Here is a 25,453-nt window from a genome sequence, read left to right as displayed (position 1 = left end):
TCTCGGCGGCGTTAACTTCTATATTAACCCCTCGCTGCTATGATACGGGCGATGTGTATCGATGAGGATACAGAATGTTTCGTACCAACGCATCGACCAAGGTGAAACAGGTGGCAGACGATGATGGCTGGCGAGATGTCATTGATTCGCTGCCGTCAGCGGTGATGGTCTGCAATCTCGAAACGTTTCGGATCGAGTTTGCCAATCGGAAATCGATCGAGCTTCTTGCGGGATTGCACGATGCCCTGCCGGTGGCACCGGAAAAGGTCGTTGGCGTGTCGATCGATGTCTTCCACAAGCATCCTTCGCATCAGCGCAAGATGCTGGCCGATCCCGCCAATCTTCCTCATCATACGCGCATCCGTCTGGGATCGCACGTGCTTCAGCTGTACATAACCGAGATCGAGCAGCGCCCGGACCGGCCGCGACGTGCCGCGCTGAGCTGGAGCGTCGTCACCGAAAGCGTGGAAATGGCGGAGTCGGTGTCCAGGCTGGTCGAGGCGGTGGCCGAAACCTCGGATCAGCTCAACACCTCGGCGGGAGCATTTTCCGCTACGGCGACCGAGGTCAACAACCTCTCGACCTCGGTCGGAATGGCGACAGAGCAGCTCAATCGTTCGATCGCCGGCATCTCGCAACAGGTGAGTGAAGCCTCCCGCCTTTCGATCACCTCGGTCGATCTGATCCGTGCCGCCGACGAGCGGGTGATCCAGCTGGCCCAGTCTGCCGAAAGTATCGGCAAGGTCATTGATGTCATCCATGCCATTGCCGACCAGACCAATCTCCTGGCTCTCAACGCCACGATAGAGGCAGCGAGGGCCGGAGAGGCAGGGCGCGGCTTTTCGGTCGTGGCTTCAGAGGTCAAGGCGCTGGCTTCACGAACCAAACAATCGGTGGATGAAGTGAAGTCGCTGATCGAGCGCATTCAGACGTCGACCGATCATACAGTTTCAGCGATCACGAAGATCGGCCAGACCGTGGAATCGGTCAGTGGGATTTCGACGAGCGTGGCGACGTCCGTCGAGCAACAGAGTATGGCGACCGCCGAAATTGCCCGGAATATCGAGGGTGTTTCGCAAAGTTCGCACTCCACGATGAAATCGGCGGAACAGATCCGCCATTCCGCCAGCAGCCTTTCCCGTCAATCGATCGAACTGCGCAGCAGCGTCGAACGGTTCCTCAATTCCTGAGTAGCGAACACCCGGTCCGGGGATGACCACATTCCCGAAGTATTTTACAGGAATTATTACCATGCCAGTCTGACCGTCTGAATGACGAGAGGATGCCTGGAAGCACTCCATGGGAGTGACGGGTTCGTCGCAGCCGGCGCGACGGGCCTCTACCCATCGGAGTGACATGTCGTCCCTGTCGCGGGCTTGGGTCGGGAGTCCGTGCCCGATATACTCACGGCGGCTGAGGCAGGAGACATGCCCCGTGAAAACAATCTACAGTAAGAAACACCAGCTGCGGAATTCGAAGACCGAACTCTACGGTGGCGAACTGATCCTTCCCTTCGAGCGGCCCGATCGCGCCGAATTCATCATCGAACGCGTGCGTGTACGCGGGCTGGGCGCGGTGCTTGAACCGGATGGATTCGGTCTCGAACCTGTCTTGCGGATCCATGCCCCGGATTTTACCGAATTCCTGCGTACCGCGTGGACGGACTGGAAGGCCGCAGGGTTCAACGGAGAGGCAATTCCCACCGCCTGGCCCGCGCGGCGCATGCGGACCCGCTGTCCCGTCAATATCGATGGCCGCCTCGGCTATTATGCACTGGCCAGCGAGACTTCGATAAGCGAGGGGACCTGGGAAGCGGCACTGGCCAGCAAGGATGTTGCTCTCACGGGAGCCGCCGTGCTTCGTGACGGAGATCGTGCGGCTTTCTCGTTGTGCCGGCCACCGGGGCATCATGCCACCGTGGACATGTATGGCGGGTATTGCTTTTTCAACAATGCGGCGATCGCTGCGCAGAGTCTTCTCGATCATGGGGCATCTCGTGTGGCGATCCTCGATGTCGATTTCCATCATGGTAATGGTACCCAGGATATCTTCTACGACAGGTCCGATGTTCTTTTCGTGAGCCTGCACGGAAGGCCGGAAGATGCCTTTCCCTATTTCCTCGGCTATGCCGATGAGACCGGAAACGGAGCGGGGGAGGGCTTCAATCTCAATTACCCGCTCCGGCCGGGCAGTGCCTTCGGGGACTGGAGGCTGGCACTCGACGACGGCCTGCGATACATTGGCGATTTCGCGCCCGATGCGCTGGTGGTTTCGCTGGGGGTCGATACCTTCGAGAAGGATCCCATCAGCTTCTTCAGGTTGAGCAGCGAGGATTTTCTCCGCTACGGCGAGCGCATCGCGGGTGCCGGGCTGCCGACCCTGTTCGTCATGGAAGGGGGGTATGCCATCGAAGAGGTGGGGATCAATACCGTGAATGTCCTGGAAGGTTTCGAACAAGCCGGATGATCTCGCGCAAGCTCTTGCTGTTCCGTCGCGAATTTGCGGGATTGCCCGGCTGACGACCTGATCGTCGCGCCAGAAGCCGACACTGGACGGCGGCTGCACAAGTGTCATGGTCTTGACTTTGATAATATTCCTATGATAAGGAATAAAAATCAATATTTTCTCAGGACCTTGCGCCCATGACACCCATTTTTCGCGAATTCACCCGATCGATAGCCTGGCGCATCCGCGCGGCGCTACTGGCAGGTTCCATTGTCGTCCTGGTCGTCGCCGTCATTCAGTCCGTATTCCATGAACGGATCACCCGACAGACCATGAAGATCATCGACGGGATCGTGCCGACCTCGTTGCTGGCAATGTCCTTGATGCGTGACCTTTCCGAGATCCGGATTGCCCTTCTGGCGCATGTCGCCGGTGACGCCACGGCTCGCTCGACCCATGCGCAGAAGCTCGTCGAGCTGAGGCGACATCGGGCTCTCGCCACAAGTCCTGCACTCAGCGATACCATCGAGCGACTTGACTTCTATCTCGCCGACAGCGTGAAGCGGGCTCGCGAGAGCGTGTTTCGCCGTTTCGATCCGGATCTGCCGGCAGAAATCCGTCAATCGGTCGAGCGTCTGGACACCGACATTCTCGGACCCATGGAACAACTGCTCAGGGACATGGTCGACAATGCCCTGGCAACCGACGATGCGGGGAACCGGGACAACAAGATATTGCACAACCTGATCGATATCGAGCGCGCAACCGGTGACATGATCGTGGCACTCTATGCCCATCTCGCCGGAGATCGGTCCTCGGTAGGCACCTTCCGTGTCTCTCACGCCCACTGGCGCGCGAGGCTCGCCGATCTGCATGGTCATGGGCTGGCACCCGCCATGGCTGCGACGGCCGCCGAAATCGAGCGGTTGTCCGGCATACTCGTCGCCGAGGTGCTTTCGATCAGCGAATCCTACCGGCCGGAAGACCGGACCGACGCGTTACAGACCGTTCGCTTCATCGAAAGGACCCATATCGATCCCGCGATGGCGGTTCTGCGAGAGGCCATCGAACGGTTTCGCGAAGAACTCGACGAAGAGCGGGTTGAACAGGTCACTCAACATGACTGGTTCTCACGGATTATTACCGCCGAGGCCGTGTTCTTCCTGCTTCTGGTCGGTCTGTTGTATTTTTATCTCAATCGCCAGATTCTGGCCCCGATTCTCCAGATTCACGAACTCATTGCCCGTATGCGCAGCCGTGATAGTTCCACGGCGGTATCATTTCCCCGTCGCGATGATGAGATCGGTGCAATCCAGTCAAGCCTGGAAGAGTTTCGAAAAGAGTTGCTGGAACTCGAAGCCCTGCGTGCCGAACAGTTCGAGACCGTGCGTTCGCGCCATCATGTCGAGCTCTGCAAGGCCTATGACGAGCTCAAGTCGAAGGAACAGGATCTGCTTGCCCATTCGGACCGGATGAAGCGAATGAACGCGGAGCTCGAACAGTTCGTTTCCATCCTCTCGCACGATCTTCGCGAACCGATGAAGAATATCGTCGGATTTTGCAGACTGCTGGAAATGGACAATAGCGGTGCCAGTGCTGAAACTCGTGGCTATATTGAGAAGATCATTGTCAGCGCCGGTCGATTGAGTTCGCTCATCGATGATCTGCGCTCGCTCACCCGTCTCGACGAGCAGCAGGTCTCACGTGAATTGCGTCCCCTCAACTCGATCATCAGCGGTGTTGTCGAAGAGCACCGGAATGCTCTCAAGGAGCGTGATGTCAAACTGAACATCGGCAGGCTGGCAACCATCGATTGCTACCCGAACATCATCTGGCAATTGTTCGACAACCTCTTCCAGAACGCCATGCGGCACGGTGCGAAACGTCTGTGGATCAAGGTATTCGAGAGACCAGGTACCGACAATGACGGGCCGGTCATCGTCTTTGCCAACAATCGCGACACCTCGGAAGCGGCAGGCGACGACCTGTTGCTGCCATTCCGCAAGGGGCAGCATTCCGGGGCTTCCGGCGTGGGGTCGGGTATCGGATTGTCGATCGTCAAGAAGGCGGTGGAGATGCATCGCGGCAGAATATGGATCGATTGCCCGGAAAACGGTGAATTCAGCGTTTGTTTTACTCTCAAGGGATTGAGTGATGATTGAATTCAGTGTTCGCGGCAAAGGGCCGGTCTATCTGGTCGATGACGACAAGTTCTATCAGATGATCATTCAGCGGGTCTATCAGTCGTCCAGACTGGCCAATCCTCTGGAATGTTATGATAGTGGCATTGCCTGCCTTGAGGCACTCGAACGCACCGTGGGAATGCGCGAAAGCGTTCCCTCGCTGGTGTTGCTCGACGTCAACATGCCCGTGCTCAGTGGTATCGAGACTGTTCGCCGCATTCGTGCGCGAAAGGAATTCGCCGAGATTCCGGTTGTCACCATGCTGTCCAGTTCGAATGATCAGTGCGATATCGAGGCGGCGCTGAGTGCGGGGGCGAGCGGATATTGCGAGAAGCCCGTGGATATCAAGGTGCTGAAATTCGTCGCAATGCCCGTCGGGTGACAGTCCGCGACATCGGCACGGCGTCGTCATGAGGTACCTTTTCCGGTCGTTCGCCAAGGCGGGGTTGCCGCCGGTTACATCGCGCCATATTCATCGCCCGCGAGCCAGCCGGTGTCGTGAAGGTTGCTGCTGCCCGGTCGGCACTGCTCAGGCGATGGAAGGAAAATGCGATTGCCTCAGCGAATAGCAATTATTGTCAACAATCTCGGCGGTGGAGGTGTTCAGCGGATGCTGATGCTCATCGGCGAGGGTATGGCGGAGCGTGGTCATGACGTGGACCTTCTCAGCCTGTCATCCGCTGGCGAGCTGAACGTGTTGTTGCCGGACCATGTGCGCCGTGTCGAACTCCGGTCGGGTTCGAAGCTCGACTGGGTTTCCCTTGCCATGCGCCGGCGTGGGATCCCATGGCGCGACATCATTCCCCTGTTGTCGGATCGCAAGGGGCCGTCAGCGCAGCTCGTGTCGTTGCCGTCGCTCGTCGACTATCTTGAAGAGATGCGCCCGCAGAGCCTGTTCGCGGCAACACTGCCCATCAATGTCCTGGGCAGCATCGCCGTGGCATGCAGCCGTCACAAACCCCGGCTGATGGTGAGCATCCGCTCGCATATCGACGACGGCAAGGAAAAGCGCATCCGCGAATACCGCAAGTTCCGCCACCTGTACCGGCACGTCCATAACGCAGCGGATACGATCACTGCCGTATCGCAGGGGGTCAAGGACAATTTTGTCGAGCGTTTCGGCATTGCCGAAGAGCGGGTGACGGTGATCCACAGTCCGACACTGACACCGGATTTTGAATTGCGCGCCAATGATCCGGTCGATCATCCCTGGTTCCGCGATGGTGGACCGCCAGTCATCCTCGCTGTCGGACGACCGTCATTCCAGAAGAATTTCGAGACCCTGGTGGAGGCCTTCGTGCAGTTGCGCCGTCGCCGTCCCGTGCGGCTGATGATCCTCGGCGGCAAGGACAGCAGCAACAACCGCAAGCGGGTCGTGGATTCGCTTCAGGCGAAGATCGACGAGGCGGGAATGCAGGGCGATTTCGACATGCCCGGATGGACGCCGAATCCGCTCGCCTACATGAAGAATGTCGACGTTCTGGCATTATCGTCGCGATATGAAGGTCTGCCCAACGTGGTCATCGAGGCGCTGGCCTGTGGTACAGCCGTGGTCTCGACCGATTGCCCGAGTGGTCCGGCCGAGATCCTCGACGACGGTCGATACGGCCAACTCGTACCGGTGGGCGATTCGCGCCGGTTTGCCGAAGCGATCGAATATGCTCTCGACAATCCGCCCGATCCGGAGCTGCTTCGCCAGCGCGCGCAGGTTTACAATCGCGACGTGTCCCTCGATACTTATGAGAAGTTGCTCATCGGCGATGGTTCCTGACATATGACGAGTCTCAGGTTCGGACGGTTTCGTTCGACGGGTGTCGGCCGTTGTCATGTCGGATGGCAACGCGGATGGGGCCTTCAGGCCACCGCTCAGGCCGACCAGCCACAGGTTTGACAGGACATCAGATGCATCCCATGGCCAAGTTCCTTTCCACGCTCGACGAATTCGTCGGCATCTTCAAGCACAACTTCGTCAAGCAGCGCAAACACCCCGACTTCCACCGGCTGACTGTTCGGGCGGCGGGACGGTTCTGGCAGGTCAGTGATGGCAAGGAGACCATCATGATTGCGGTCCTGAGCCGCTGGCGGCGTTACCGCAAGTTGGGTGTGGCGGGTTTTTGCGCCGATCTTGCGCGCGATTACGGCGAGGGTACGTTTTTCAAGGTTGGCCAGGGCGATACGATCATCGACATCGGCGCCAATATCGGTGAATTCACGTGTTTCTGTCTGAGCAGGGGAGCTCAGGTTCTGGCCGTGGAGGCGGATCGGACCATCCACGAGGTATTGCAGTGCAATGTCGGCGCTCGTCCGGGTGCCAGAACCCGCAATGTGGCGATTGCCGCCGAGAATGGAACGATGACATTCTATTCCAGTATCGAAGGCGCCGACAGTTCCCTGGTGCGCCCCGATGTCGTCGATGAGAGCTATGAAGTCGAAGCGGTGACTCTTGCGCGATTGATCGACGAGGCCGGTTTCGATCATGTCGATCTCGTCAAGTGTGACGCCGAAGGGGCCGAACCCGAGGTGATACGCGGTGCCTTGCCGGTACTCCACCGCATCCGCCGCATCGCCATCGACTGTGGCGCCGAACGACAGGGTGAAGCGACGGACAGCATCGTGGGTGCCATACTGGAGGATGCAGGTTTTTCCGTGCGCATCGGCGATGTCCATCCGGGCCGCCGCATCGTCTGGGCAACCAATCGCGCGATCGAGCGGGCAGCCTGAAACCGTTTCCTATTTCTTCCTTGACAGTTCGAACCGGTTTTCCCTGCCAGCGATCAGTCGCCCGATGTTTTCGTGATGTTTGGCAATGATGATGATGGCGAGAATGACATAGAGTTCGGCCGGTTGCGGCTGGTGGAGCAGAAACCAGGCGATCACGGGAGCCGCGGCGGCTGCAAGGATCGAGGCCAGCGAGACGAAGCGGGTGGCCTTGAGCACCATGGCGAAGACCAGCAGGAGGAAGGGGAAGGCCAGGGGAGTTATGGCAAGGACGACGCCGGTGGCGGTGGCCACGCCCTTGCCGCCCTTGAACCTGAGCCACACCGGGAAGCAGTGGCCGACGACCGTGCCGAGACCGGTGACGACAGCGATATCGGGCCCGAAGCCGTAGACGGCGGCGAGTGTCGGCAGGAAGCCCTTGAGGATATCGGCCGCAAGTGTGGCGAGTGCGAGACTCTTGCGGCCGGTACGCAGGACGTTGGTGGCGCCGATATTGCCCGAACCGATCTTGCGCACGTCGCCTGCGCCAGCGGCATGGGCGATGATGAGGCCGAAGGGAATCGAGCCGAACAGGTAGCCGATGATGGCTGCGAGGATGAAAGGGATCATGTAAAGGGGTCCGCCCAGGGGATCGATCATGGGTTCAACGACAATGACGGATCGGGTTTGATGCCGGGTGACATGCGTTCGTTCCGTTGCTTGTTCCCTGGCCACATGATGCCGTATTGTGGACGATCGTGCCAGAATGGCGTTGCGTTATCGGTTGCAAACGCGTCGGCGGGCCTCGCGAGATGCAGGTTTTGACGATAGATTGCCGTGGATTGTCGGGAAAGGTGGTGGGGCGGCGATGCTCACGCGCGACGCGTTGAAGAACGGGGACTGGCTCAAGAGGCTGGCAGCGACTGCGGGCGGCGATGCCGGAATCCAGAGCGAGGAGCAACTCGCGGCATCACGAACAGCCGCACTTGAGGAACATCCACCAGGCGAGAATTTGTGGCTTTTTGGCTATGGTTCGCTGATCTGGAACCCGGCCTTCCACTACAGTGAGCAACGGATAGCGCGGATTGGCGGTTATCATCGTCGCTTCTGCCTGTGGACCCACATGGGACGGGGCAGCCGTGATTGTCCCGGACTGATGCTGGGACTGGATCGTGGTGGAAGCTGCAAGGGAGTGGCGTTTCGGCTGACGCCGGAGCAGATCGACGAGGAGCTGCCGCTGGTCTGGCGGCGCGAGATGGTGACGGCCGCCTACCGGGCCCGCTGGCTCAACGGCAAGATCGAGGGGAGCGAAAGACCGGTGCGGATGCTGGCTTTCACCATCAACCGCGTGCACCGCCAGTATGCCTGCGGCCTGAGCACCGAGGATGTGGTCCGGTCGATTGCCCGGGCTCACGGACCATTGGGCCATTGTTGCGAATACCTCTTCAATACCACCGAGCATCTCACCAGTCTCGGCATTCACGATCACCGTCTCGAATACCTCTGCCGGCAGGTACGGCGTCTGCAGCATGAGCAGGAAAGCCGGCAGGCCGGAGGCTGACGGGATATCGGTGCTTCCGGCCGTCAGTCGCGCAGGATGTTGAGACGGTCGGCGTCGAAGCCGATCCATACCGGCTGGTCGAGGTTCGCAGGCATGTCCGCGGCCAGCAGGTAGGTACGAAGAGGAGGCTTGCCGAAGCCGTCGATGGCGATCTCGACGGCGATACGGCTCCCCTTGAAGACCGGGTTTGCCAGCCGTCCCTGCAGCACGTTGTGCCGTTGCAACGGTTCGATGCTGACGATGAGGCTTTCAAGGCGAATCGCCGCGCTGACGGTTTCGTCCGGGCCGGGAACGCCGTTGAGGCTATGGCCTCGCAGGGTTCTGCCGTTCCAGTCGAGTATCGTTTCCCCGCCGTTCTGGACCTTCACCCGGGCTTCGATCAGATTGGTCTCACCCAGGAAATCAGCGACGAAACGGGTCGCCGGCCGGTGGTAGAGTTCTTCGGGAGTGCCGGATTGCTCGACCCGTCCGCGGTTCATGACGACAATGCGATCCGACATGGTCAGCGCTTCATCCTGGTCATGAGTGACGAAGAAGAAGGTCTTGCCGGTGCGTCGCTGGATCGACTTGAGTTCCTGCTGCACCTGTCCGCGCAACTTCGCGTCGAGGGCAGCCAGGGGTTCGTCGAGCAGCAGCAGTGACGGGTTCGGCGCCAGCGCCCGGGCCAGTGCCATGCGTTGCCGTTGCCCGCCGGAGAGCTGGTCGGGGTAGCGGTCGATATGGGCATCGAGTTCGAGAAACGCAGAGAGTTCGGCCGTGCGGGCGTCGATCTGCTGCCGTGACATGCCCTTGAGTTCCAGGCCGAACGCGATGTTCTGCCGTGCGGTCATGTGCGGGAACAGCGCATAGTCCTGGAAAACCATGTTCACATTGCGGCGATTGGGTGGTTCACGGGTGACATCCCGACCGTCGAGCAGGATGCGGCCCTTGTCGGGCATCTCGAAGCCGCCCAGCATGCGCAAGGTGGTGGTCTTGCCGCAGCCGGACGGGCCGAGGAAGGTCACGAATTCACCGCGGCGTATGCGGATGTCGAGATTCTCGACGGCCACGGTCCGGCCGAACGTCTTGCGGATGCCATCGAGATGGACGAGGCAGTCGGGATCGTCAGCAATCATGCCCTTTCACTCTTTTTCATGCGGCGCATCGAACGCTCCGCCCACACTCCGATTACCGCTGTAAGGAGAAGGGCCACGGAGGCGATGGCGTTGATTTCCGGCGACATGCCCGAACGCAGCTTGGCAAAGATCATGACCGGCAGGGTGGGGGAATATCCCCCCAGGAAGAATGAGCGAACGAAATCGTCGAAGCTCAACAGCAGGCAGAAGATGCCGGCACCGATCATTGCCGGGCGTAGATAGGGAAGGGTTACACGGGCAAAGGCGATGAACGGATCGGCTCCAAGGTCGCGGGCGGCTTCCTGATGGCTTTTCGGCAGTGTGGAAAGCCTCGCGGCGACAACCAGCACGACAAAGGGAACATTGTGCACTGCATGGGACCAGATGATGGCCCACATGCCGGGCTCGATGCCGAACACGCGCGCGTAGATACGGAAGGAAATGGCCGAGATGATGCCGGGTATCACCGCGGGCAACAGTGTGAGGCCGTAGATGATCGCCTTGCCGAAGAACTGGCGTCCGTTGAGAAGGCAGGAAATCCAGGTGCCTACGACCAGGGAGATCGCCGTACTGACAATGGCAATCAACAGGGAATATCCGAACACCGGTAAAACCTGAGTGCCGGAAAATACGCCGGTATACCATTTCAGCGTATAGCCGTTGATCGGAAAGCCGATGAATTTCGAATCCTTGAAACCCATCAGGATCATGAGGACCAGTGGCACGAAGAGATAGACGACGAACGCCCAGAATATGCACGCCAGCAGCGTGCGCGTGCCCGCTGTCATCGCGTCTGCCCCTGCCGCTTGCGGCCGACGACGCGGGTGAAGAGCCCGGTGATCGCCAGCGATACCAGGAGCATCAGGCAGGCGAAGGCTGCCCCGGTGGGCCATTGGTCGCCTGCCACATGAAAGAAGCCGGCGATGGTCTCGGCAAAGACGGTGGTGCTGGGCCCGCCCAGCAGAACCGGTGTCGCGTAATAGCCGGTGGAAATGAGGAAAACGAGCGTGCAGCCGGAGGCTATGCCCTCGCGGGTGAGCGGCAGGGTGATCCGCCGAAAGCGCGTCCAGGCACCGGCCCCGAGATCGGCTGCCGCCTCGCTGTAGCTCCGTGGCAGCTTTTCCAGTGCGGAGTAGAGAGGCATGAGCATGTACAGCGAGGTCAGGTAGATGATGCCGACGCTGAGCGAGAATCCCGTATACATGAACGGGATCGGCCGCTCGATCAACCCGAGCCACCTGAGCAGCAGGTTGATCGCACCATTGTTGCCGAGAAGGATCATGATTGCAAAAGTGCGCACGATCTCGCCCACCCAGAACGGGATAAGCAGAAGCAACAGTAAAGCCATCTGATTGTCGCGCCTGACATGGCGGGCGAGGAAATAGGCCACGGGAAATGTGATGATCAGTGTGGCGGCCGTGAGCGCCATGGCAAAGGCCAGCGTGCGCAGGAACGGCATGAAGAAGATGCTGTCGCTGAAGAACCGCTGGTAGTTGGCCAGCGTCAGCCCGGGTTCGAGACCGACGGCGGGAGGGTAACTGTCCAAAAGGCTCACATGCAGCATCTGGAGAATGGGACCCAGATGAGTGGCTGCGATCCAGGCGATCGCCGGGATGGCCAGCAGCCAGAACTGCCGCCGGGTCGAGCCGTAGGCAAAACCGACCCATGCGGCATAGACTGGCGAGCGGGAAATCCTGCCCCACAATGTGGGTTGTCCCGAGGGGATGATCTCCCCCGGTTCCGCGATTGTTGTACCGGCATGGCTTGCCATGAGCGATTCCCGCTGCATTTGCAGGCGAACCATCCGCTTGCGAATGGTCCGCCATCGTTACGGCGCCGCCGCGATCAGGCCGCCTTGATCTGCTCGACCGCCGGGTCGATGAGACCGTATTTCATCTCGTTGGCCTCGGCACGGAAGAACTTCAGGCCGGCCAGTTGATCCTCCGGGAAGGATGACGCCTTCCTCTCCAGATCGCTCAGATGGGTATCCGCACCCTTGTAGGTGGAGATGTAGCCGGATGACCGGGTCATCTCCGCACCGATCTCGCTCGATGCCAGCAGTGCGTCGAGGAAGGCATAGGCGTTGTCGGCGTTGGGCGCATTGTTCGCGATATTGAGGGTGTAGACGAAGCCGTAACTTCCCTCCTGGGGAATCGTCATCGCCACGGGAAAGCCGTCCGTGATGAGCTTGGCGATCGGTCCATTCCAGGCATGGGCCAGTACGATATCCTGATTGACGAACATCTGCTGGACTTCCGCGCCACCGTCATAGTACTTGCGTACCTTGGGCTTGTTGGCGATGAGGAAGTCGCGGGCCTCGTTGACGATCTCCTCAGCCTTCTTCGGATCATCCATGTAGGCGATCATGTTGCCGTCATAGCCCTTCATGAGCATCACGATCGACATCATGTCCTGAATGATATAGGCGGTCTGGCCTGAATATTTGTCACTGAACAATGTCATCCAGGTGAGGGCTTCCTCTTCGCCCACCATTTCCGAGTTGTAGGCAAGAATTTCGGCACCCGAGAGGATCGGTACGCCCCACTTGTTGTCGTTGATGGTCGCCCAGTCGCTTTCGGAGAACACCGGATTGATGTTGCCCCAGTTGGACAGGCGGCCGGTGTCCATCGGTGCAAGAAGATCGGACGAGATGAACTGCAGGAAGCGGTGGCCGGCCACGGTCACGATATCGACTGTGGGATTGGGCGCCTCTGCGGCCAGCAGGTTGAACTGCTTGCCCTGATCGTCGACCAGACGGATGTTGACCTTGATGCCCGTATCGGCCTCGAACTGCGTCCTGAAGTCCTCGGGCACGAAATTGTTGTAGGTCCAGATGTTGACCTCGCCGCCGGCAGCCCGTGCCGGACGGATGATCGACGGGGCGGCGATCGCCGTCGATGCCGCGGTTGCGCCCGCCAGGAAATGACGGCGCCTGAGGTTCAGCTTGTTCATTGTACGTTCCTTGTCATGGTGTGACAGGAGGGCAGCCGCCTGCTGCCGCCTCCCTGAGTTGCGGCAAGGTCCAGTTGCCGAGGTTGAGCGCTTCGATCAGATCGTTTTCGGCAAAGAAGTCGCGTCCATACATGGCACCGAAAATCTCCACGCCCGCGCTGTGCAATCGCGCCGGGCGACCGACCAGTTCACCCAGGATGACGGTGGGTACAAGGCCATAGGGAACATCTTCGGTGACATATCGACTGTCGGCCGTCGCCGGTCCGGTGCCCCCATTGCCTTGCGCGTGCATGTCCTGGTTCATCTGGGAGATGGATGCGACCGGCACATGGAACGAGAGGTGGAAGTGCTCGAAGATGGTCTTGACCTCAAGACCCAGCGCTTCGGCAATGGCCAGCCGCTCGGCGTCGAGCGCCTCAAGGAGACGGCCGACATTGGGCGTCACGTTCTGTCCCTGGCTCCAGGCTTCGCCCCGCTCCATGCGGGTCATGTTGCCCAGGGCAATGCCCATGTGGTTTTGCGGATTGAGGTTCGAAAGGGCGATGGCCAGCAGTCCGTCGCGTTGGCGGAAACGTTCGCCGAACAGCCTGTTGCACAGAGAGAGGGCCTCATTGTCGCCGGATTGCGGCAATGTGCAAAGATCGACCTGTGCACGCACCGTGTTGACCTGCACGGAGGCTGGCGACTGTCTTCGCCCCGTGACCGCGGTGGTCCCCCAGCAGACGATTGACGACCGGATGCCGCGTGCTGCCAGCAGCCGGGCCAGGTAGAGTGCTCCAAAGGAAGCGTGCGAGGAGATGATGACCGGCTGGCCGTCGCGCAGATGCGGAGCAAGCGCATCCATCACCGTCTTGTGGCCGTAGGCCGGCAATGCGAGGATCACCACGTCGCTGGCCGCTGCCAGTCCGGTGGCATCGGTTGCGACATCGATCGGGAACTGCCCGTCGATCGCGCCGGTTGCCACAAGGGGTGCACCGCGCATCAGTCCGCTGGTGCCGGAGCCGGACGGTGACCACAGCATCGGCCGGTGCCCGTATTGCGCCAGAAGTGCTGCCGTGCCGAATGCGATGGACCCGGCACCGGCGACGCCGACGGTCAGTCCATGTGTCCCGTCGCTCATCGGTCCTCGCGTACCGGATCGCCAAGGACGTGCATGAGCCGGTTGGCCCAGCCGAACAGGGCGGTCGACATGACAAGGTCGAGAATCTCGGTCTCGTCGAGACCGGCCTCGCGCAGGGCTGCCATGTCGTCGGCACCGGCCTGCGACGGTGTCTGCGACAGTTTCAGGGCGAAGTCGAAGATGACCCGGTCGCGCGGGTTCTCCAGTTGCGTCCTTTCTCCATTGCGGAATATGGCATCCGTGACATCGGTGCTCTTCTCGATCTGGGCGTGGCGGGTGGCATGGACAGCCGCGCAATAGATGCAGCGGTTGACGATCGAGGCGGCGATGGCACCGATCTCGCGCTCGGCCCGGCTCATGCCGCCCGGATCGTACATGATGCCGTTGAACAGCGGCGAGCGGACCGCCAGCGATTCCACATCGTGAGCCAGGACCAGCACGTAGTCGGATACCTTGGTATTCGACGGTGTCACCTTGAGGGCATCAAGCTGGGCGGGCGTGGCTTCGTCCAGCCGGACCGGTTCGACCCTGGGACGCCATCCGGGTACGTTACGGGTGAATTTGTGGATGACCTCGCTCATGCCACCGGCTCCGACGTCGGTGATGCCGTTGCCATCAGCCGCAATCCGGCGACCAGCCTGATCTGGTAGCCAAGGAAGGCATTGAGTTCGCAGAGCCGGACGATGTCGGCATCGGCTATTCCCGCCTGTTGAAGGTTGGTGATGTCGTCAGCGACAATGTTCCTCGGCGATACGGCCACCTTGTCCATGAACTGCAACACGACCTCAAGTCCATGCTTGCTGCCACGATCTTCCGGGTCGGCCATGACGGCGACTTCGCTATTGCCATGTCCGTCAAGGAATATCGATGCCAGTTGATGTTCGCCATGGAGACGGGCGATGCGTGCGGCAAACGCTGCGCGCAGGGCGTGCGACCATGCTCCCGCATCGGTCGGGCGCAAGACGGCATCTTCGGCCTGTTGGGTCCGGGCAATGATGCCCGCTCGTTCCCACACGGCCCCTGCAACCGGCGTATCCGGCTGGATACCGCTGGCTACAACAGCGGTTGAGCGCCACACGTTGTCGTTATCGCTCACGCCACATCCCTTCGAGTCTCCTTCCCGGTATCGTCCGTGGTGTCCGGGTCGGGCAGTGGATCGACCCGCCACTCATCGCCCTGCAACTCCGGCCTGGCGTAATCGAGCAGAGCCTGCCAGTGCCGGTCGATATCTTCGGCATAGAGTTTCGAGGCGATGGCACGGGCCAGCCATTCGGCCCCTTCCGACACACCGGGAATATCGCCGCTGACCTTGCCAAGGCTGGCCGTGGCACCGTAGTTGAAGCAGTAGACGTTCGAGAGCCATGGGGCCTGTCCCGTTACCCGCTCCCGGAATGTGAAATCTGGTGCCAAATAGGGGAAATACCCCAGGTCACGGTTTTCTTCATCTTCAGGAGGCGTGTAGGCGTCCTTCCACAATCTGATTTGGCCGGCGGCCTCGCCGAATTCCCGTCTTGCCATGGGATCCACCGTGAAGCCTGTCCCAAGAATGAGGAAGTCCGTCATGATGGACGTCCCATCGGCAAAGCCGATCCGCAACCCGTCACCTTCTTCCTCAACGCTCGTCGTGGCCTTAGCGAAATGGAAGAAGGCATTAGGGTGGCGACTGACACGAAGCGTCGAACCTCGCGGTGAAGGGGTCTGTGTCCTGAAGGAATAATTCATGATGCGCCAGCGCCACGCATCGGGCAGGTCGGCATAGCCGGCCGTGAAGCCGAAACTGCCGATGCCCATGAGCTTGTTGATGGTGGGCATCTCCGTGCGGCGAATCAGGTGCCGGACCTCGGCGGCACCCGCTTCAAGGGCTTCGGCTGCATTGTCGACCGCAGACGCACCGATCCCGATGACCGCCACCCGTCTGCCGCGCAGTGCCTTGAAGTCAATGTCATCGGAGGTGTGCGCCCATGAATGTGCCGGCACGCCATCCATGAAGGCCGGAATGCTGGGATGCCCGGTACCATCGCGACCAGTCGCCATGACCAGCTTGCGGGCATGAATGACGCGGCGTTCCGGGTCGCGAATCTCAAGGCGCAGCAGATCGCCGTCACCGGTGACGCGGTCAAGCGTCACTCCGTTTTCCACCGGAACGCCCAGTACCTTGCGATACCAGCGGAGGTAGTCCATCCACATCGGCCGTGGAATCTTGTCCAACGCATCCCAGGATGCATCGCCGAAAGTCGCACGATACCATGCCTGGAAGGTCAGGGCGCCATGTCCGAAGGCGGGGCCGGTCAGTTGCTTGGGGGAGCGCAGCGTTTCCATTCGGGCATAGGTCAGCCATGGCCCTTCGAAGCCTTCTTCGGCCGAGTCGAACACGCGCATGTTGCGCACACCACCGGCATTGAGTGCATGCCACGCAACCATTCCACACATGCCGCCCCCGATGATGACCACATCAACGATGCGTTCATCGTCACGCCAGCGTTCAGGGACCCAGTTCGACGGTGGCTGGCACAACCAGACCAGATCCTCATGCAGACGGGATTCCAGAGCGGCAAGCCCGCCATTTTGCCTCTTCGACATCGCTCCTCCGTTATCGTGGCACTATGAACGCCTCCGGGGTATTCGTCCATCGTCCACAATTTGCCTGCTGGACGGGAGAGCGTCCCCGAACGCTACATGACCCAGCGTGGATGCTGGTCATCGATGTGGAAGGCGTGAACATGGCTGCGCCCCGGTCCATCGGGCACCAAGTCCCGCAGGTGAGGGTGGTCGGGCGGCAGGTTCTCATGGCTGTGCCGGCGCTCAAGCGGGTCGTCTGCGGGCCACAGCCGCGAGGCAACCAGCGTGACGACAGCCGCTGCCGTTCCCAGGGCCAGCAGGGCATATTCGACGCCGAGCACCGTTCCGGCCCAGCCTGCAAGCGGATAAGCCAGCAGCCACGCGGCATGGGAGAGCGAGAACTGGGCGGCGAACAGCGCGGGGCGATCGCCTCGCGCTGCCGATCGATTGAGCACGAGACCACCCGGCGTCATCACCATGGAGGATGCCGCTCCCAGCACCGCCCACAGCAGGACGAATCCCGCGAGACCCATCGGCAGCAGGATCGCCGGGGTGGAGAGGGCGAACAGGGCGCAACCGATGAGCATGACGCATCGCTCGCTGCAATGGTTCAGCAGTCGCGGCACCAGCAGCGCCAGGCTGGCAGCACCGATGCCGTAGCCCGTCATGAGCGTGGTAAAGGCTCGGGGATCGTCGCCGAAGCGGGCACCGGCGAACACCACGCTGTTGACCAGGACCCATCCCAGTCCCAGCGACAGGGCCAGGTTGAGCGCCAGGAGCCCTCGAAGGCGGGGCGTCCTCAGTTCGATGCCGACACCGCGGCTGACCCGTTGCAGGAATGGTGCCTTCCTTGACGGTGTCGCGCCGATGCCCAGATGGGAAAGGAGGAGCGAGGCGATGGACAGCAGCAGCGAACAGGCGGCGAGCAGGAACAGCGAATGTTCGGCGATGATCGTCAACGCGATGCCGGCGAGTACCGGGCTGGTGACGCTCTCGAAGGTGTAGGCGAGCCGGGACAGCGACAGTCCGCGGGCGTAGGCGGCCTCGTCATCGAGAATGAGCGGGATGGTCGCCTGATAGAGCGGTGTGAATGCTGCCGAGATGGCGAAGAAAAGGAAGGCGAGCGCCGCAATCGCCGCCGTCTGATCGACAAACGCCATGGGAACCAGCAACAGCATCCGCAGGAAATCCAGCGCCGCCAGCGCCTTTTGCGGTGCGAAGCGCGACACCCAGATCTCTGCGATCGGGGCAATGAATACATACGCCACCATCTTCAGGGCGAGGATCATCCCCAGAATGATACCGGCACCGGCGGTCCCTCCGATGCGGTAAGCGGCGAGCGAAAGGGCCATGGTGAGGATGCCGATCGCCAGCAGGGAAAAGATCTGGCTGGCAAACATCCAGCGGAACCGACGGTCGGCAAACGGGCTTGGCGAACGGTGGTCTGTACTGTCGAGCATGCCGCAATCCTCCCATGGCAACAGCCATCGATGCAACCATCATGCTTGGCAAAAAATGGAAAAGGACCGTCCCGCCCTCCTGTTTGCGGGAGAATGTGCGAAATGGTCGACATGCCGTCGTGAAGGTCATGTCACCATGGCGCTCTTGACTTCATGGCGGCAATATCGTCAACGACATCCGACGCCCCGGAGATTATCGAAGGGCCAGCCCTGACCGCCGATCGGAGATCATTTCCATGACGACCTCGACCTCCCTGCAACCCACGCTCATCGAAGCGATGGGGCGAAACGGTTCCGGCATCACCCGCAATCTTGTTCTGGCCGTGGCGGGCTCGGTGGCCCTCTGGCTTTCGGCCAAGATCCAGGTGCCGTTCTATCCTGTGCCGATGACGATGCAGACTTTTGTCGTGCTCATGATCGGCATGGCCTATGGCTGGCGTCTGGGCGCAGCCACCGTACTGCTCTACCTGGCCGAGGGCGCGATGGGGCTTCCGGTCTTCGCCAACACCCCCGAACGCGGTATCGGACTGGCTTACATGATGGGACCAACCGGCGGTTATCTGGCGGGCTTTGCCGTCTCGGCCGCCGTCGTCGGCTGGCTGGCCGCCCGTGGCTGGGATCGCCATATCGTCACCGCGTTGCTGGCGATGACCCTTGGAACGGCAATCATCCTTGCTCTCGGCAACCTGTGGCTCGGCTATCTCATCGGTTGGGACAAGCCCGTGTTGCAGGTGGGACTGCTGCCGTTCCTGCCGGGTGCCGCCTTCAAGATCGCGCTTGCTGCAGCCGTGTTGCCGACAGTGTGGAAATTCGTGGCCCGCGATTGAGATATCTGCCGGGCCGGCATGAAAACAAAACGGCAGCCGCTGACGTGGCTGCCGTTTTTTCATGTCTGCGGGAAGAAACGTCCTCGCTGGACGACTCTTCAACCTTCAAGCAGCAGTGAAACCGAACCGATGCTCCCGAAATCGCCGACGACCGTATCGCCTGCCTTGACCGGCGTAACGGCCGTGATCGAGCCCGTACTTATCCACTGGCCCGCCTGCAGACCGGGGCCGTTGTTGGCCAGCCAGCAGAGCGCGTTGAGCGGGTTGCCCAGAACCACGCTCGATACGCCCTCGTTCATCGTGTGACCGTTGACATCGCAGCGTGCCCCGATCGTCGTCAGGTCGATGTTCTGCCAGTTGGCGATGGCCGGGCCGGCCTTGAACAGGACGTTGCCGCCGAAATCGGCAATCGCGCAAAGTGCGGTGAGCGGTCCGCTGATCTTCTGGCGCAGGCCGATGACCTCGATTGCCGGATGCATCGACTGGATCACGTCGCGCACCTCGTCGACTTCGTAAGGGGTGCTGCGCCGACGCAGGTCGTGACCGATGCGGAAGGCAATCTCGATCTCGGCACCGATGGTGCCCGGCGTCACCGATCCGTAACTGCGACCCGTGGCATCGCAATCGACCAGGATCGGTCCATAGAATGGGCCATCGGTCCGCATGGAGGCCTGGGCCTTGGGATTGGTGGCACCGACCTTCCAGCCGGCGATCGCGCCTTCGATGCGGTCGATGGCGTGGAACTGGATCGCATAGGCGGTCGCCGGATCCTTCAGCAGCACATCCGAGAGCGGATCGATCAGGGTCTCGGTCTCGAACGCCTTGGCGAGTGCTGCCGCTGCGACTTCGGTCGCTTCTGTCATTAAGGGTCTCCTGTATTCCTTCATCTTGCTGATAGCGCTACAAGCGTGCGATTGACAGCCCGATACGCTAGTCGGATGTATGATCCCACCTGAAGGGAGCAAGTCGATGCTGACTGAAAATGCGACATCAGCGCCCAACGATCTTGAGGCGTTCTGGATTCCGTTCACCCCCAACAAGCAGTTCAAGGCGGCACCGCGGCTGCTGTCCAAGGCCGAGGGCATGCATTTCACCTCCGCCGACGGGCGCAGGATTCTCGATGCAACCGCCGGGCTGTGGTGCTGCAACGCGGGTCATGGCCGCGAGCGCATCGTCAAGGCGGTGCAGGACCAGGTGGCCGAGCTCGATTTCGCTCCGTCCTTCCAGTTCAGCCATCCCAAGGCCTTCGAACTGGCCTCGAAGCTGGCCAACCTGTTCCCGGGGCAACTCGATTATGCCTTTTTCACCAATTCCGGCTCGGAATCGGTGGATACGGCGCTCAAGATCGCGCTGGCCTACCAGCGTGCGCGCGGCGAGGGGACCCGCACCAAGCTCATCGGGCGCGAGCGCGGATATCATGGAGTTGGCTTCGGCGGAATTTCCGTGGGCGGGATGGTCGCCAACCGCAAGTGGTTCGGCCAGGCACTGGGCGGGGTCGATCACCTGCCGCATACCCTCGACATCGCGAAGAATGCCTTCACGAAGGGACAGCCTGAAAGTGGTGCCGAACTTGCCGACGAACTGGAACGGCTGGTGGCCCTGCACGATGCTTCCAACATCGCTGCCGTCATTGTCGAGCCGGTGGCAGGTTCCATCGGGGTTTATCCGCCGCCCAAAGGCTATCTCCAGAAGTTGCGCGAGATCACGAAGAAATACGGCATCCTGTTGATTTTCGACGAAGTGATCACGGCTTACGGTCGCCTCGGCAAGGGATCCGCCGCCGAGTATTTCGGTGTCGAACCGGACCTTGTGACGACTGCCAAGGGCCTCACCTCGGGGGTAATCCCCATGGGTGCCGTGATGGCCTCGAAGGAGATCTACGACACCATCATCGGCAGTCAGGCCGACGAGCGGTTGATCGAACTGTTCCACGGCTACACCTACAGCGCCCACCCGGTCGCCTGTGCTGCCGCTCTTGCGACCCTTGAGGTCTACAAGGAGGAGGGGCTCTTCGAGCGCGCCGCCTCGCTCTCGCCCAAGTGGCAGGAGGCTGTGCACAGCCTCAAGGGGGAGCCCAACGTCATCGATATCCGCAATCTCGGGCTCATGGGTGCTGTCGAAATGTCGCCCCTGCCGGGCAAGCCCGGTCAGCGTGCCTATGAGGCGATGCGCAGGGGGTTCCATGAACATGGCATCATGCTGCGCATAACCGGCGATACGATTGCCATGTCGCCGCCGCTGATCGTCTCCGAAGAGGAGATCGACAAGATTGTCGAGACGGTGCGCAAGATCATTCGCGAAGTGGCCTGAACCGCGATCAACTGGCGGCCGGACGTTCAAGGGCACGGACCGGCCGCCGTGTTCGAGCAGGTCCTGCGGCAGCTCATGACGGGGAGGGATGGCCGATGGAACAGCTCGGTATCGTCGGAGGCGGGCTTATCGGCCGTGCGTGGTCCATCGTGTTCGCCCGTGCCGGCCACGCGGTGACAGCGTTCGATCCCGATCCCGCCACCCGAGAGCGTTTCATGGATTCCCTGGGGCAGGATTGCGACATCCTCGTGCGCCATGGCCTGCTCGGCGATGTCGAGGCGGTGACGGGCCGGGTGCGCGTTGTGGAAAGTGTCGAGGCGGCAGTCGAGGGTGCTTCCTTCGTGCAGGAGAATGGCCCCGAACAGGTCGAGGTCAAACGCTCGTTGTTCGAGACCATGGATCGCGTCGCACCCGCAAGCGCCCTTCTCGCTTCGTCGACCTCCGCCATCGTGTGCTCGAAATTCACGGAATCCCTCGAAGGCCGGAGCCGCTGCCTTGTCGGCCATCCCGTCAACCCGCCGCATCTTGTGCCCATTGTCGAAATTTGCGGTGCGCCATGGACCGGCCGGCCGGAGCTTGAGAAGGCATGGTCGATCTACGAGGGCGTCGGGCAGACCCCGGTGATGGTCGAACGGGAGGTCGAGGGGTTCGTCCTCAACCGCCTGCAGGGAGCCCTGCTGGCCGAAGCGTTCCGGCTGGTCGCCGATGGCGTGGTCAGTCCCGAGGACCTCGATGCCACCCTGACGGACGGTCTTGCCCGCCGCTGGTCGTTCATCGGTCCGTTCGCCACCATCGAACTCAACGCACCGGGAGGAATTCGCGACTATTGCGAGCGGTATACGGGGTTCTACAAGCGGCTCGCGCAAGATCCGCCGGGGGCGCAGGTCTTCGAGCCCGCCGTCACCGGGAAGCTGCTGGACGCCTGGCCGCACGAGGCGTCGCCGGAACGACTGTCGCGCCGCATGGAATGGCGCAACGAACGTCTGGCTGCCCTTGCCGCCCATCTCGGCATCCAGCCGGACGATCCATGATCAATAGATCGCTGAAGGCAACCAGGTCGCGATGAACGGCAGGAACCAGATGACGGTCATGGCGACGATCTGCAGGCCGATGAATGGCGCGACGCCCGCATAGATCTGCCCGGTCGTCACTTCCGGCGGTGCGGCACCGCGCAGGTAGAATAGAGAAAAGCCGAAGGGCGGGGTGAGGAAACTCGTCTGCAGGTTGATGGCGATCAGGATCGACAGCCAGACCGGATCGTGCCCCATGAGGATCAGGGACGGGGCGACCAGGGGCAGAAGGATGACGGTGATCTCGACGAAATCGAGAAAGAAGCCCAGGATGAAAATCAGCCCCATGCAGAATATCAACGCTCCATGGGGACCGCCGGGCATCGATTTCAGGATTTCGGCCATGCGCTCCTCGCCGCCCAGCCCGATGAACACGAGCGAGAACATGCTGGCCGTGATCAGCGTGGCGAAGATCATGGAGGTGACGCCGAGTGTCGAAGTGAGGGCGGGCCGCAGTACGCCCGCCCTGTCAGCACGACGCAAGGCGACGACGATCGCCACAATGCCGATGAGTGCGAGGGCGGCATATCCCGCACCGAGCCATTCCTCGACGTGGGTAATGTCGCTGCGCTGGAACCGGACCGGAGCGACGCCGGCGACGACACCCAGCACGGCAAGGCCGATGATGCCGCTCATGAGCAGCCAGCGTGGCGCCCCGAGGCGCAGGCCGGCCATCAGCATGGCCCCGACGGCCCCGACGGCGGCAGCCTCGGTCGGTGTGGTCACGCCGCCCAGAATGGCGCCCAGGACGGCGATGATGAGCAGCACGGGCGGCAGGATGGCGCGTGCCACTTCACTTGCCGCCGGCCGGCCGAGGTTGGCCGGTGCCGGTGGCATGTCGCCGGGCCTGACTGCGCCACGCAGGAGGATATAGAGAATGTAGATCGCCACCAGGGTCAGGCCCGGCATGAGTGCACCGGCAAAAATCTGACCGACCGAGATGGTCTCGATGGTGAACTTGCCCTGTGCATATTGAGCCTGCTGGTAGGCGGATGACATCACATCGGACAGGATGATCAACAGGGTCGATGGCGGGATGATCTGGCCCAGGGTTCCGGCCGTGCAGACCAGCCCGCAGGCAGGCCGCGGATCGTAGCCGGCCTTGAGCATGGAGGGCAGGGCGATGAGGCCCATGGCGGTGACGGTGGCGCCGACAATGCCCGTGGATGCCGCGAGCAGCGCACCCACCAGCACCACCGAGATGCCGAGGCCGCCCCTGAGCTGCCCGAACAGCCGGCCCATGGTGTCGAGCAGTTCCTCGGCGATGCGGCTCTTCTCAAGGACAACGCCCATGATGACGAACAGCGGAATGGCGATCAGCACGTTGTTGGTGAGCACGCCATGGACGCGCTGGCCGAGGGCACCCAGCAGGGCGATGTTCATGTGCCCGGTGGCCCAGCCCAGTCCGGCAAAGGCAACCGCGACGCCGGCGATGGAGAAGGCGACGGGGAAGCCCAGCAGGATGCAGCCCATCAGGGCCGCAAACATCAGCAAATCGAGATATTCAGTCACGGCCGCTGCTTCCCAGGATGACAATTTGGCGAAGGAAGCAGGCGAGCGACTGGACGATGAGCAGGATGCAGAAGGCCGGAATCAGCGATTTCAACAGGAAGACGGCGGGAATCCCGCCCACGGAGATCGCTCCTTCGAGAATCGCCCATGAACGGGCCACGGATGGCCACGACCAGTAGAGCAGGACGGTCATTGACGGGATGAGCATGCACAGATGCCCGAAGGCGTCGATGATGGCTCTGGTTCGCGCACGCGCCGGCGCATAGAAGATGTCGACCCGCACATGCCCGTCAATGAGCAGGGTGTAACCTGCGCCAAGCATGAACAGCGAGGCATGCAGGTAGAGCACGCTTTCATTGAGGGCGATGGAGCTGAAGCCGAAGACATAGCGCAAAAGCACGATGGCGAACTGCAACAGCACCATCGCCAGCGCGAACCAGCGCACGGTCATGCCGACATGTCGATTGACCGCGTCCAGCGAGGAGGCAAGACGGTCGAGGGCTCCAGCTCCTTGCGTCATGGGCGGTGTCAGTAGCCGCGAACCAGCGCACGGGCGTTCATCTGGCCGTTGTCGGCGTACACCATGTAGGGGCCGATAAGGTCGCGATAGCTCACGAAGCTCTCGGTGATCTTCTTCACCAGCGGATCGTTGTCATCGCGCAACTCGGCGATCGTCTCATCGGCGGCTTTGCCCATGGCGAGAACGACGTCATCGGGCAGTTTTCTCACCTGTACACCCTGATCGGCGACCAGCTGTTGCAGGGCCTGCGCGCTCTTGGTCTCATATTCGGTCCAGACGGTGTTATACAGGCTCTCGCAGGCCAGTCGCACCGCCGCTTGCAGGTCTTCCGGCAACTCGTTGTAGACCTTCGCGTTGACGGCACATTCCTCTGCGGAGGACGGTTCGCCGACACCGGGCCAATAGTAGAACTTTGCCACCTGGTAGAAGCCCAGGGCACTGTCCGACCACGGACCGATGAACTCGCCGGCATCGAGTGCACCCGATTGCAGCGCCTGGAACATGTCACGTCCGCCCATCGCCTGCACGGCCATGCCGAGCTTCGAACACATCTCCGATGCGAGTCCGGTCGTGCGGAACTTGAGACCCTTGAGGTCATCGACGGAGTTGATCTCGTTGCGGAACCATCCCTGCCATTGCGGTCCCGAATTGCCGCACAGGAACGGCTTCAGCCCGAACTGGCCATAGACCTCGTCATAGAGGGCCTGCCCGCCGCCATGGGTCAGCCAGCCGACCTGCTCGTCGGCACGAAGACCGAAGGGTTGCGAGCCAAACAACAGGATACCCTTGGACTTCGAGCCCCAATACGCCGGGACGGCGTGATAAAGATCGGCCGTGCCCTCGGCCACGGCATCGAAAACGCCGTTGCCCGGCACCAGTTCGCCCGCCGCATGCAGCTTCACCTCGATGCGGCCGCCGGAGAGCATGGCGATGCGGTCGGCCAGCATTTGCGCCGCCACGCCCGGCCCCGGCAGGTTCCTGGGCCATGCGGTAACCATGTTCCACTGCCGTTTGTCCTGGGCGATGGCCGGGGCAGGAAAGCTGCTGGCGGTCGTTGCAGCGGCAATGCCGGTGACACCGGCTCCCATCAACGCACGTCGCTTGATCATCGAATCTCTCCCG

Annotated in this window: 24 protein-coding genes; 10 read left to right on the top strand and 14 right to left on the bottom strand. The window is 61.4% G+C overall.

Features of this window, described 5'->3' with window-relative positions:
• Positions 1-74: 74 nt before the first annotated feature.
• The 6 genes from H6851_00440 (at position 75) to H6851_00415 (ending at position 7,349) form a co-directional block, all read left to right on the top strand.
• Positions 75-1,190: a histidine kinase gene (locus tag H6851_00440; protein MCB9942077.1), complete on the top strand. Its 1,116-nt coding sequence runs from the start codon at positions 75-77 to the stop codon at positions 1,188-1,190.
• A gap of 244 nt (positions 1,191-1,434) precedes the next feature.
• Entirely contained in the window at positions 1,435-2,466 is a 1,032-nt protein-coding gene (locus H6851_00435) for a histone deacetylase family protein (protein ID MCB9942076.1), read from the top strand.
• 176 nt (positions 2,467-2,642) lie between these two features.
• Positions 2,643-4,607 carry a HAMP domain-containing protein gene (locus H6851_00430; GenBank protein MCB9942075.1) on the top strand — a complete coding sequence of 655 codons (1,965 nt, stop codon included), beginning with the start codon at positions 2,643-2,645 and terminating at the stop codon, positions 4,605-4,607.
• The gene (locus H6851_00425; protein ID MCB9942074.1) at positions 4,600-5,010 is read left to right on the top strand and encodes a response regulator; all 411 of its coding nucleotides are present in this window, start codon (positions 4,600-4,602) and stop codon (positions 5,008-5,010) included. The genes H6851_00430 and H6851_00425 overlap by 8 nt, the downstream gene beginning before the upstream one ends.
• A 171-nt stretch (positions 5,011-5,181) precedes the next feature.
• Positions 5,182-6,399, top strand: coding sequence for a glycosyltransferase (locus H6851_00420; protein MCB9942073.1), 1,218 nt, complete (start codon positions 5,182-5,184; stop codon positions 6,397-6,399).
• Between the two features lie 140 nt (positions 6,400-6,539).
• Positions 6,540-7,349: an FkbM family methyltransferase gene (locus H6851_00415; GenBank protein ID MCB9942072.1), complete on the top strand. Its 810-nt coding sequence runs from the start codon at positions 6,540-6,542 to the stop codon at positions 7,347-7,349.
• Between the two features lie 9 nt (positions 7,350-7,358).
• Here the strand turns inward: H6851_00415 and plsY are convergent, their stop codons facing one another.
• Positions 7,359-7,985, bottom strand: a complete 627-nt coding sequence (gene plsY, locus H6851_00410; GenBank protein MCB9942071.1) for a glycerol-3-phosphate 1-O-acyltransferase PlsY — start codon at positions 7,983-7,985, stop codon at positions 7,359-7,361.
• A gap of 208 nt (positions 7,986-8,193) precedes the next feature.
• On the opposite strand from plsY, the gene H6851_00405 reads away from it, so the two are divergent.
• The gene (locus tag H6851_00405) at positions 8,194-8,886 is read left to right on the top strand and encodes a gamma-glutamylcyclotransferase (GenBank protein MCB9942070.1); all 693 of its coding nucleotides are present in this window, start codon (positions 8,194-8,196) and stop codon (positions 8,884-8,886) included.
• 23 nt (positions 8,887-8,909) lie between these two features.
• On the opposite strand, the gene H6851_00400 is transcribed toward H6851_00405, so the two are convergent.
• From H6851_00400 to H6851_00360, 9 genes are all read right to left on the bottom strand, one after another.
• Complete coding sequence (locus tag H6851_00400) at positions 8,910-9,998, bottom strand: ABC transporter ATP-binding protein (GenBank protein ID MCB9942069.1); 1,089 nt, start codon at positions 9,996-9,998, stop codon at positions 8,910-8,912.
• A complete protein-coding gene (locus H6851_00395; GenBank protein ID MCB9942068.1) occupies positions 9,998-10,789 on the bottom strand; it encodes an ABC transporter permease in 792 nt (263 codons plus the stop codon). The genes H6851_00400 and H6851_00395 overlap by 1 nt, the downstream gene beginning before the upstream one ends.
• Positions 10,786-11,772, bottom strand: a complete 987-nt coding sequence (locus H6851_00390; GenBank protein ID MCB9942067.1) for an ABC transporter permease — start codon at positions 11,770-11,772, stop codon at positions 10,786-10,788. The genes H6851_00395 and H6851_00390 overlap by 4 nt, the downstream gene beginning before the upstream one ends.
• Positions 11,773-11,846: 74 nt before the next feature.
• Positions 11,847-12,953 (bottom strand): extracellular solute-binding protein, encoded by a 1,107-nt coding sequence (locus H6851_00385; GenBank protein ID MCB9942066.1) that lies wholly within the window; start codon positions 12,951-12,953, stop codon positions 11,847-11,849.
• Positions 12,954-12,966: 13 nt separating this feature from the next.
• A complete protein-coding gene (locus H6851_00380; protein MCB9942065.1) occupies positions 12,967-14,073 on the bottom strand; it encodes an NAD/NADP octopine/nopaline dehydrogenase family protein in 1,107 nt (368 codons plus the stop codon).
• Positions 14,070-14,654, bottom strand: a complete 585-nt coding sequence (locus H6851_00375; protein ID MCB9942064.1) for a peroxidase-related enzyme — start codon at positions 14,652-14,654, stop codon at positions 14,070-14,072. Before H6851_00375 ends, H6851_00380 begins: the two co-directional genes overlap by 4 nt.
• Positions 14,651-15,169 (bottom strand): hypothetical protein, encoded by a 519-nt coding sequence (locus H6851_00370; protein MCB9942063.1) that lies wholly within the window; start codon positions 15,167-15,169, stop codon positions 14,651-14,653. The genes H6851_00375 and H6851_00370 overlap by 4 nt, the downstream gene beginning before the upstream one ends.
• Complete coding sequence (locus H6851_00365; GenBank protein ID MCB9942062.1) at positions 15,166-16,653, bottom strand: NAD(P)/FAD-dependent oxidoreductase; 1,488 nt, start codon at positions 16,651-16,653, stop codon at positions 15,166-15,168. The genes H6851_00370 and H6851_00365 overlap by 4 nt, the downstream gene beginning before the upstream one ends.
• Positions 16,654-16,745: 92 nt before the next feature.
• Positions 16,746-18,092, bottom strand: a complete 1,347-nt coding sequence (locus H6851_00360) for an MFS transporter (GenBank protein MCB9942061.1) — start codon at positions 18,090-18,092, stop codon at positions 16,746-16,748.
• Between the two features lie 236 nt (positions 18,093-18,328).
• Here H6851_00360 and H6851_00355 point away from each other — a divergent pair, with 236 nt between their 5' ends.
• A complete protein-coding gene (locus H6851_00355) occupies positions 18,329-18,919 on the top strand; it encodes a biotin transporter BioY (GenBank protein MCB9942060.1) in 591 nt (196 codons plus the stop codon).
• Positions 18,920-19,017: 98 nt separating this feature from the next.
• On the opposite strand, the gene H6851_00350 is transcribed toward H6851_00355, so the two are convergent.
• Complete coding sequence (locus H6851_00350) at positions 19,018-19,782, bottom strand: fumarylacetoacetate hydrolase family protein (protein ID MCB9942059.1); 765 nt, start codon at positions 19,780-19,782, stop codon at positions 19,018-19,020.
• 106 nt (positions 19,783-19,888) lie between these two features.
• Here H6851_00350 and H6851_00345 point away from each other — a divergent pair, with 106 nt between their 5' ends.
• Together H6851_00345 and H6851_00340 are read left to right on the top strand one after the other, a co-directional pair.
• The gene (locus tag H6851_00345; GenBank protein ID MCB9942058.1) at positions 19,889-21,229 is read left to right on the top strand and encodes an aspartate aminotransferase family protein; all 1,341 of its coding nucleotides are present in this window, start codon (positions 19,889-19,891) and stop codon (positions 21,227-21,229) included.
• Positions 21,230-21,324: 95 nt separating this feature from the next.
• A complete protein-coding gene (locus tag H6851_00340; protein ID MCB9942057.1) occupies positions 21,325-22,260 on the top strand; it encodes a 3-hydroxyacyl-CoA dehydrogenase in 936 nt (311 codons plus the stop codon).
• Here H6851_00340 and H6851_00335 read toward each other — a convergent pair whose 3' ends face one another.
• From H6851_00335 to H6851_00325, 3 genes are read right to left on the bottom strand one after another with little or no spacing between them, the layout of a single operon-like run.
• The gene (locus H6851_00335) at positions 22,261-23,811 is read right to left on the bottom strand and encodes a TRAP transporter large permease subunit (GenBank protein ID MCB9942056.1); all 1,551 of its coding nucleotides are present in this window, start codon (positions 23,809-23,811) and stop codon (positions 22,261-22,263) included.
• Complete coding sequence (locus tag H6851_00330; protein MCB9942055.1) at positions 23,804-24,331, bottom strand: TRAP transporter small permease subunit; 528 nt, start codon at positions 24,329-24,331, stop codon at positions 23,804-23,806. The genes H6851_00335 and H6851_00330 overlap by 8 nt, the downstream gene beginning before the upstream one ends.
• Before the next feature lie 8 nt (positions 24,332-24,339).
• Positions 24,340-25,440 carry a TRAP transporter substrate-binding protein gene (locus H6851_00325; protein MCB9942054.1) on the bottom strand — a complete coding sequence of 367 codons (1,101 nt, stop codon included), beginning with the start codon at positions 25,438-25,440 and terminating at the stop codon, positions 24,340-24,342.
• Between the last annotated feature and the right edge of the window lie 13 nt (positions 25,441-25,453).

The sequence above is a fragment of the Geminicoccaceae bacterium genome (assembly GCA_020638465.1).
GTDB lineage: Bacteria > Pseudomonadota > Alphaproteobacteria > Geminicoccales > Geminicoccaceae > JAGREO01.
The sequence above is the reverse complement of the archived record's forward strand: the minus strand, read 5'-3'. Positions and strand labels throughout refer to the sequence as shown.